Source organism: Pseudoalteromonas sp. S554, from assembly GCF_005930865.1.
Taxonomy (GTDB): Bacteria; Pseudomonadota; Gammaproteobacteria; order Enterobacterales; family Alteromonadaceae; genus Pseudoalteromonas; species Pseudoalteromonas marina.
Genome location: NZ_PNDV01000173.1, coordinates 1 through 2,128, shown reverse-complemented (window position 1 = coordinate 2,128; position 2,128 = coordinate 1). Strand labels below are relative to the sequence as shown.

General features: G+C 37.3%; 2 protein-coding genes. Both read left to right on the top strand.

The annotated features are described in order from the left end of the window. Positions 1-22: 22 nt before the first annotated feature. Positions 23-1,198, top strand: coding sequence for a tetratricopeptide repeat protein (locus CWB65_RS19540; protein ID WP_138741293.1), 1,176 nt, complete (start codon positions 23-25; stop codon positions 1,196-1,198). 114 nt (positions 1,199-1,312) lie between these two features. Continuing rightward, positions 1,313-2,080: a M20/M25/M40 family metallo-hydrolase gene (locus CWB65_RS19535; protein WP_249365046.1), complete on the top strand. Its 768-nt coding sequence runs from the start codon at positions 1,313-1,315 to the stop codon at positions 2,078-2,080. The last annotated feature ends 48 nt before the right edge of the window (positions 2,081-2,128 follow it).

The following is a 2,128-nucleotide window of genomic DNA, read 5'->3' as shown; positions in this document are numbered from 1 at the left end:
GGTTTCATTGAATCACAACATTATGCAAACCAATCAATTTAAGTTTTTGATCATATTTGTAGGGCTGTTTACGCTGAGCGCATGCAGTTCAACACCGCTTGTCGCACCACCAGTTAAACTGCTCCAAATAAATTCGTTTGAGTCACATACTCTAGAATCACCAGAAGAAATATTTACTCTTAGCGACAGCCTCAAGCAGCAGCTCAAAAGCCATTTAAAAAGTAAGCAATCTACCCAAACGCTAGCACACAATATATTGAGCTTTTTACTTAAAAATGGTGATGATTCGCTTTCATATCAATCGGGGGCAACCCTCACCGCATCACAAACCTTTAAAAACTTAAATGCAAATTGCTTATCGCTCTCTATTTTAGCTTATAGCCTTGCTGACTATTTAGGTATAAAAGCGCGGTTTAATAAAGTTCATATCCCAGAATATTGGGCTCTTAACAATGGATTTAACTTACTGACAGGCCACATTAACTTAAGTATTGATACAGCCATTGAACCTTCTAACCAGTCGGTATTTATTTACCAAGGCAAAACACGCTTAATAATAGACTTTGACCCTAATAGCCGCCAGGCTCGCTTTAAAACAACACCTATTAGCAAAAACACTATCACAGCCATGTTTTATAACAATAAAGGGGCTATTGCACTTGTTAGTAAGCAGTACGACTTAGCTTATAACTACTTTAGCCACGCAGTTAAAGCCGACCCTAATTTCAGTGCTGGGTGGGGGAATTTAGGCGTATTGTTTAGACAGTTAAACTACTTAACTGAAGCTGAAAAAGCCTACAACTACGCAATTTTTCTTAATCAAAACAACAATACTGCACAAGGTAACTTGGCTGTTTTGTATCAGCTAACAGGCCGTTCGGAGTTAGGCACTGACATCTTAAAAAAATTACACATCAAGCGTCAAAACAACCCTTATTACCATGTATCCCTTGGTAATACAGAGTTTGAGCAATCTAATTTTGCACTTGCATTAGCACATTATAAAAAAGCCTATAGCCTTGCGCCTTCATTACACGAAAGCCACTTTGGTCAAGCTAGCGTGTACTTTAAATGGGGAAACACCCAAAAAGCGATATACCATCTTGAACAAGCAGGCAAAAAAGCTGACTTTTTACATGACAAAAAACGTTATGAGAGTAAATTAAACGTATTAAATTCATTAACAGCAAAGTTATGACCATTAAATACTTTATTATGCTTAATTTTAATATGTGTGTGCGCTAATAGTTATGGAAGTGCCCTACACACGCAGCTTATTGATGATTTAAACCATTTAGCAAACAATCCGCTCATGGGCCGAAAAACAGCAACAGAAGGTGCAGCAAACACGCGAGCATACCTACATAGTAGGCTTTCTAAGTTTAACTTAAATGTAAGTGAGCAAACGTTTACTTATAAGTCAGGCATTTTTGAGCATGCACAAGGCATTAATATTATTGCAGTCCCCACCAAATCAACACAACGTCAAAAAATAATTATTACAGCCCATTACGATCACCTTGGTAAGCGAGGTGGGAAATATTATTTTGGGGCAAACGACAATGCAACAGGCGTTGCTGCCCTGCTTTACTTAGCGTCTTCGTTACAAAATAAAGAATTCCCTTACGAATTGGTATTTGTATTAACTGACGCAGAAGAAAATGGCTTACATGGCAGTAAACACTTTGCACAAACGCTTAACTCAAATAACGTTTTAATGAATATAAATTTAGATATGCTTGGGGTGAAAAAACATAAATCCCGCGTGTATGCATTAACATCCTACTCATTAAAACAAAAACTTAAGCCCGTATTCACCGCCTTAAATAACACTAAAATAACAATCAAACCTGTCTATTCGTCAAAACAAATGAATCGGCTAATTAAATCACAAAATATTGATTGGCATAAGGCAAGCGATCATTATTCATTTGCGCAAAACAACATACCGTATGTTTACTTTGGAATGGGTCACGACCCTCACCACCACACAACTAAAGACACCGTACAGCACATTGATATACCTAAGTATGTAAGTACCGTACCGGAGTTTTTCAAGTTAGTTGTCGCCTCAAGTTAAATTTTATGCCGCCCGCATTTCTTCTTTTTTCTCAGGGTTTAAATTTAT

Excerpts from the sequence above, each read along its gene's own strand:
- CWB65_RS19535 (WP_249365046.1), top strand. The coding sequence starts at position 1,313 with ATGGGCCGAAAAACAGCAACAGAAGGTGCAGCAAACACGCGAGCATAC.
- CWB65_RS19540 (WP_138741293.1), top strand. The coding sequence starts at position 23 with ATGCAAACCAATCAATTTAAGTTTTTGATCATATTTGTAGGGCTGTTT.